The sequence below is a fragment of the Pseudonocardia autotrophica genome, assembly GCF_003945385.1.
GTDB lineage: Bacteria > Actinomycetota > Actinomycetes > Mycobacteriales > Pseudonocardiaceae > Pseudonocardia > Pseudonocardia autotrophica.
This window is the reverse complement of the sequence record NZ_AP018920.1, coordinates 3,580,689-3,586,807: the sequence shown is the minus strand read 5'-3', so window position 1 is coordinate 3,586,807 and position 6,119 is coordinate 3,580,689. Positions and strand designations below refer to the sequence as shown.

Genomic DNA, 6,119 nt, shown 5'->3' with positions numbered 1-6,119 from the left:
TCTCGTGGGACCTAGATTTCGTAGGACCTCAGCCAGACCGTCTGCGGGGCCTGACGCAGCGCCGAGAGCACCTCGTCCGGCAGCACCCGGTCGGTGTCGGTCAGCACGTAGCCGTGGTCGCCCTGGGTGGACAGCGACTGGCCGGTCACGTTCACCCCGGCGTCGGCGAGCAGCCGGTTGATCTCGGCGAGCACGCCCGGGGTGCTGGTGTGCAGGTAGCCGGTGCGGAACACGCCGGGCGGCCGCGGCGCGGCGACGTTGGGCAGGTTCACCGACAGCGCGGTGGCCCCGCCGGTGACGAAGTCGGTGAGCTTGGTGGAGACGAAGTGGCCGATCTCCTCCTGCGCCTCCTGGGTGGACCCGCCGATGTGCGGGGTGAGGATGACGTTGTCCAGCCCGCGCAGCGGCGAGCCGAACTCGTCGCCCTGTGCCTTCGGCTCGATCGGGAACACGTCGACCGCGGCACCGGCGATGTGCCCGGACAGGATGTTCTCGCGCAGGGCCTGCTCGTCGATCACCATGCCGCGCGAGGCGTTGATGAACATCGACCGCGGCTTCATCCGGGCGAACTGCTCGGCTCCGAACAGGCCGGCGTTGCCGGGGCGCCCGTCGACGTGGATGGAGACGATGTCGGCCTGCTCCAGCAGCGCGTCCAGGGTGGGTACGCGGCGGGCGTTGCCGTGCGCGAGCCGGTCCGCGGTGTCGTAGAAGATCACCCGCAGGCCGACCGCCTCGGCCATGTTCGACAGCTGGGTGCCGATGTTGCCGTAGCCGACGATGCCCAGCGTGCGGCCGCGGATCTCGTGGCTGCCGCGCGCGGACTTGTCCCAGACGCCCTCGTGCATCCGCTGGGTCTTCTCGGTCAGCCGGCGTGCGAGCACCACGATCTCGCCGAGCACGAGCTCGACGACGCTGCGGGTGTTCGAGTAGGGCGCGTTGAACACCGCGATGCCGCGCTCGGCCGCCGCGGACAGCTCGACCTGGTTGGTGCCGATGCAGAAACACCCGACGGCGAGCAGGTCCTTGGCTGCGTCGAGGACGTCGGCCGTGACCGTGGTGTTGGATCGGATACCGAGCAGCTGCACGCCGGACACCGCGTCGAGCAGCTCGTCGCCGCTGAGCGAGCCGGCACGCGTCTCGACCTCGATGCCCGCGCGACGGAACGCCTCGGCCGCGCCGGGGTGGATGTTTTCGAGCAGCAGAGCCTTCACCCGACCCAACCTAGGCGTCCGGGTCCGGGCACAGGCAGCGGGCAGGGGGTTTTCTTGCCTCGCAACGATCATGTTGTTTAGGTTCGGCATACCTGAAGAGAGGACTGCCGAACATGTCCACTGCTCTGACCCGGGCGGCGCTCGCGGCACCGCTTGCCGCGCTGCTGCTCGTCGCCGGCTGCGGGGCCGCCGGCCCGGCCGACGCCCCTGCGCCGGACGCCGGGGGAACCGGGGCGTTCCCGGCCCGGATCGACCACGCCTACGGCACCACCGAGATCCCGGCCGAGCCGCAGCGGGTGGTCACCCTGGGCCTGTCCGATCAGGACCCGCTGCTGGCCCTCGGCGTCCGGCCGATCGCGGTCAGCCAGTGGTACGGCGATCAGCCGCACGCCACCTGGCCGTGGGCCCAGGACGAGCTCGGTGACGCGCAGCCGGTCGTGCTCAACGGCGGAGTGCGCAACGAAGAGGCCCCGCCGCTGGAGGAGATCGCAGCCCTCGATCCCGACCTGATCCTCTCGCTGTACAACGGGACCACGGCCCAGCAGTACGAGCAGCTGTCCGCGATCGCCCCGACCGTCGTCCCGGACGAGGGGTTCACCGACTTCACCATCACGTGGCAGGAGGCGACGCGGGCGACCGGAGAGGCACTCGGGCGCGAGCAGGAGGCCCTGGACCTGGTTGCCGCCACCGAGCAGAAGTTCGCCGAGGCCGCTCGGGATCACCCCGGTTTCGCGGGCAAGCGGGCCGTCGTGGCCGAACGGTTCGAACCGGGCGCCAGCGTCGTGCGCAGCGGCAACGACATCCGCGCGCTCTTCTTCACCCAGCTGGGCTTCGAGTCACCGACCGAGATCGCCGGAATCGCGCCCGACCAGTACGGCGAGATCAAGGTCTCCGACGAGCTGATGGGGGAGCTGTCCCGCGACCTGCTGGTGTGGAACATCGGCTCGTCTCCGGAGCTGCGCCCCGAGATCGAGAACAACCCGGTGTATCCGACGCTGCCGGTGGTGCAGCAGGGCCGGGTGTTGTGGGTCGAGGATCCGGTCGTGTCGGGCGCGTTCAGCTGGGGGACGATCCTCAGCCTGGACTATGCGCTCGAGAAGCTGGTCCCGCAGATCGCTGAGACCCTCGACTGATCCCGGGGCCGTCCACGGCGCTCGGTCGCCCGGGGCAGGCTGGACCCTGCCACCCGGCGGCCTACGGCTTCGCGGCGAGGTCCGGGCCGGCTGTGGTGCGGGAGGCGGAACGCGCGCCCAGGGGGAGTAGCAGCACGGCGTCGTGATCACGGATGCCTGGAGCAGCCTGGCGGGCGACCACACGTTGCGGACCCGTCGCGACCAGGCATTCGTGGCGGCCAACTTCGGCGTCCGCCGTGACGGTGGACATCGCTGGACGGACACCGGCCCGGATTACGTACGCGCCGCGCGCGAGGCCGGTCTGGGCCGGCTCGGGATCGACACGATCGACCTCTAATCTGCACCGCACCGACCCGCCTGGATCCCGATGGGCTGCTCGACCGCCGCCGATTGCTCGCAGGCCGGCTCGCCGTGCGGAGGCGGACGAGCCCTCCAACACTCGAACTGTCATAACGTGCATTATCGGCTCAATGTCCGCACCGGAACGGGGTGGTGGGTGCGACGGTTCGCCGCACCCACTCCACACCGTCCTCGGCCGCGCCCCGCGGTCTCCTGCAGCACGTCGATCCACCGGGACGCCTCGAGCTTCGCCGAGTCGCTCCAGATCACCGGATGCGTCGCCACCGGCCTGCTGCAGCAGCGTCGTCGGCGACAAGCACTGTCGTCGACAGCAAGCACTGCCGTCGGCAACCAGCACTGCGACCCGGGTATCGGCTCATCGCCGGACACCCGGTCCGCCGGATCCTGCTCAGGCGCTCCGAGGTTGACGACACGGGCTTCGCGGCGGCCCGCCTCGCCCTACTGCGTCGTGCCGTGCCGGTTCATCATCGACCGAGCACATTCACGATCGTGGGTGTCCCGTACCCCAGTTCATCGCCGGAACGCGAAAACTGTCATAACTATATGGTCGATCAGCCCGCCGTCGGCGGCTGGTCGACCAGCTGCGCGAGGTAGAGCTGCTCGCCGAGCCGGTCCATCAGCTCCAGGTTGGTCTCGATGTAGTCGATGTGGTGCTCCTCGTCGGCGAGGATCTTCTCGAACAGGTTGGCCGTGGTGATGTCACCCTTGTCGCGGCACAGCCCAATGCCCGGGCGCAGCCGCTCCACGACCGCCACCTCGATCGCCAGGTCCGCCTGCAGCTGCTCGCGCACGCTCTGCCCGATGTTCAGGGTGCCGAGACGCTGGTAGTTCGGGAGCCCCTCCAGGAACAGGATCCGGTCGGTGATCTCCTCGGCGTGCCGCATCTCGTCGATCGACTCGGCGCGGGTGTAGGCCGCCATCTTGGTCAGGCCCCAGTTCTGCTGCATCTTGGCGTGCAGGAAGTACTGGTTGATCGCCGTGAGCTCGCTGGTGAGCTGCTCGTTGAGCAGGCCGATGATCTCGTCGTCGCCGCGCATGACTGACGTCCCCTCGTCCGAGTACTGGTGGACGGCGAATGTAAGCCGGAGCACAGAGGGCCCTGTCGATCAGGACCGACTCACAGTCGTGCAGGCTCACCTGTGCTGCGGTGAGCCCCGGGTCAGGCGGAGGCCGGCAACCGGTCGATGTCGTCGCCCGCGGATGCCGAGATCAGCAGCGTGCGGAGCCGGTCGTGACAGCTCCCGCATCCGGTGCCCGCGCCGCAGGCGTCGCCGATCGTGTCCACACAGGAGGCGCCCTCGCGGACGCAGCCGCGCACTTCCGCCTCGGTGACGGCAGCGCAGATGCATGCGAACACAGCGACCCCTTCCTTGTGGATAGGTAACCCTATGCTGACATTCGATCATGCTTGCCCACAAGGCCCGGACGCCTCCGGATCGCTACGCTGCGCGGGTGCCGCTGGAGGAGTACCGCCGCAGGCGCGACCCGCGGCGCACCCCGGAGCCGGTCCCGGAGACCGATCCGGCGCCGAGCGGTCCGAAGCCGGATGGCCCCGGCGGCGGTCGCTTCGTGGTCCAGGAGCACCACGCCACCGCGCTGCACTGGGACCTACGACTGGAACGCGACGGTGTGCTCGTCTCGTGGGCGGTGCCCAAGGGACTGCCGGAGGACTCGGAGACCGTGCGGATGGCCGTCCGTACCGAGGACCATCCGCTGGAGTACCTGGACTTCCAGGGCGAGATCCCGCGCGGCGAGTACGGCGGCGGGCGGATGTCGGTGTGGGACTCCGGCCACTACGACACCGAGAAGTGGACCGACCGCGAGGTGGCCGTGGTCCTGCACGGCGCGCGCGCCGCGGGCCGGTTCGTGCTGCTGCACCGGCCGGGTGAGCGCCGGGACCGCTGGCTGCTGCGGCGCACCCGGGCGCAGCCGGCCGGTGCGCCCGCGCCCGGTGCACCGCTCCCCCGCGATCTCGCACTCGCCGTCCCGAGCCCGGCACAGCGTCTCCCCGCCGGTGCGGACTGGCAGGTCCGGCCGGTGTTCGGTGGACGCCGCGTGCTGGTCCGCAGCGACGGCGGCCGGCTCACGCTGTGCCCGGTCGGCGACGACGGCATGCCCGGCGACCCGATCGACCCGCCCGGCCGGCTGCGCGAGCTGGGCCCGGCGCTCGGGGCGGGCGGGCACCTGCTCGACGCCGAGCTCACCGGGCGCGGTGAGTTGTGGATCGCCGACGTGCTGCACACGGGTGGGCGCGACGTCCGGGCACTCCCCCTCGACGACCGTCGCGCACTGCTGGAGGCGCTGCCGCTGGACGGCCCGCAGCGCCGTGCGGCCCCGCTGTACCCGAACGCGGGCGCACCGCTGCTCGACGCGGTGCGGGCACAGGGGCTGCCGGGGGTGGTCGCCGTCCGTTCCGGATCGGCCTACCCGGCGGGCGGTGCGCCCTCGGAGGACTGGCGGGAGGTTCCGGTGGGTGGATCGAGGAGCCGCGGAGCGCAGCCGGACGGCCACGGCCGCGCGACGCTGTCCAACCCGCACAAGGTGCTCTACCCGGCGACCGGCACCACGAAGGCCGACGTGCTCGGTCACTACCTGGCCGTCGCCGAGGCGATGCTGCCACACATCGACGGCCGTCCGGCGACCCTGAAGCGCTGGCCGGACGGGGTCGCCGCGTCGTCGTTCTTCGAGAAGAACGTCTCCCGGCACGCGCCGTCCTGGCTGCGTACCGCCCGGGTCGGGACGCCCGGCGGGCGATCGGAGTCGGCCGACTTCGCGGTGATCGCCGACGCCGAGGGCCTGGCCTGGGCGGCGAACCTGGCGGCGCTGGAGCTGCACGTGCCGCAGTGGCGCCTCGGCGCCCGGGACGCACGGCATCCGCCGGACCGGGTGGTGTTCGATCTCGACCCGGGCGAGGGGACGACGGTGGTGGACTGCTGCCGGGTCGCGCTGCGGCTACGTGCGCTGCTCGACGACCACGGGCTGCCGGTGTACCCGTCGACGTCCGGGGGCAAGGGGATGCAGCTCTACCTGCCGGTGCGGGTCAGCCGGCCGGAGCGGACCTCGGAGTTCGCCCGGGAGGTCGCCGAGCGGCTCGCCGCCGAACACCCGCGGGAGACGATCGCGGTGATGACCCGCGCGCGGCGCCGCGGGAAGGTGTTCGTCGACTGGAGCCAGAACAACACGGCGAAGACCACGATCGCGTCGTACTCGTTGCGCGGACGGGAGCTACCGACCGTCGCGACCCCGCTGACCTGGGACGAGGTGGCGGCCTGCCGTGAACCCGGGGACCTGCTGTTCACCATCGACGACCTGCCGGGACGGCTGGACACGCACGGGGACCTGATGCGTCCCCTGATCGACACCGACGGTTTCCGGCTCCCCCGTGGTGGCGCGATCGCCGAGGTGCCAGGCTGAC

The 6,119-nt window shown here is 71.2% G+C and carries 6 protein-coding genes; 3 read left to right on the top strand and 3 right to left on the bottom strand.

Features of this window, described 5'->3' with window-relative positions; all coding sequences use genetic code 11:
* Positions 1–11: 11 nt before the first annotated feature.
* On the bottom strand, positions 12–1,211 hold the full coding sequence (gene serA / locus Pdca_RS16915) for a phosphoglycerate dehydrogenase (RefSeq protein ID WP_085912333.1): 1,200 nt from the start codon (positions 1,209–1,211) through the stop codon (positions 12–14).
* Positions 1,212–1,324: 113 nt separating this feature from the next.
* Between serA and Pdca_RS16910 the strand changes: the two genes are divergently transcribed.
* The gene (locus Pdca_RS16910) at positions 1,325–2,344 is read left to right on the top strand and encodes an iron-siderophore ABC transporter substrate-binding protein (RefSeq protein WP_085912332.1); all 1,020 of its coding nucleotides are present in this window, start codon (positions 1,325–1,327) and stop codon (positions 2,342–2,344) included.
* Between the two features lie 142 nt (positions 2,345–2,486).
* Entirely contained in the window at positions 2,487–2,681 is a 195-nt protein-coding gene (locus tag Pdca_RS16905; protein ID WP_085912331.1) for a hypothetical protein, read from the top strand.
* Positions 2,682–3,255: 574 nt separating this feature from the next.
* On the opposite strand, the gene bfr is transcribed toward Pdca_RS16905, so the two are convergent.
* Both bfr and Pdca_RS16895 read right to left on the bottom strand, forming a co-directional pair.
* Positions 3,256–3,741 (bottom strand): bacterioferritin, encoded by a 486-nt coding sequence (gene bfr, locus Pdca_RS16900; protein ID WP_085912330.1) that lies wholly within the window; start codon positions 3,739–3,741, stop codon positions 3,256–3,258.
* A gap of 122 nt (positions 3,742–3,863) precedes the next feature.
* The gene (locus tag Pdca_RS16895; RefSeq protein WP_085912329.1) at positions 3,864–4,061 is read right to left on the bottom strand and encodes a (2Fe-2S)-binding protein; all 198 of its coding nucleotides are present in this window, start codon (positions 4,059–4,061) and stop codon (positions 3,864–3,866) included.
* A 95-nt stretch (positions 4,062–4,156) separates the two neighbouring features.
* Here Pdca_RS16895 and ligD point away from each other — a divergent pair, with 95 nt between their 5' ends.
* The gene (gene ligD / locus Pdca_RS37790) at positions 4,157–6,118 is read left to right on the top strand and encodes a non-homologous end-joining DNA ligase (RefSeq protein ID WP_197720000.1); all 1,962 of its coding nucleotides are present in this window, start codon (positions 4,157–4,159) and stop codon (positions 6,116–6,118) included.
* Position 6,119: the final 1 nt, after the last annotated feature.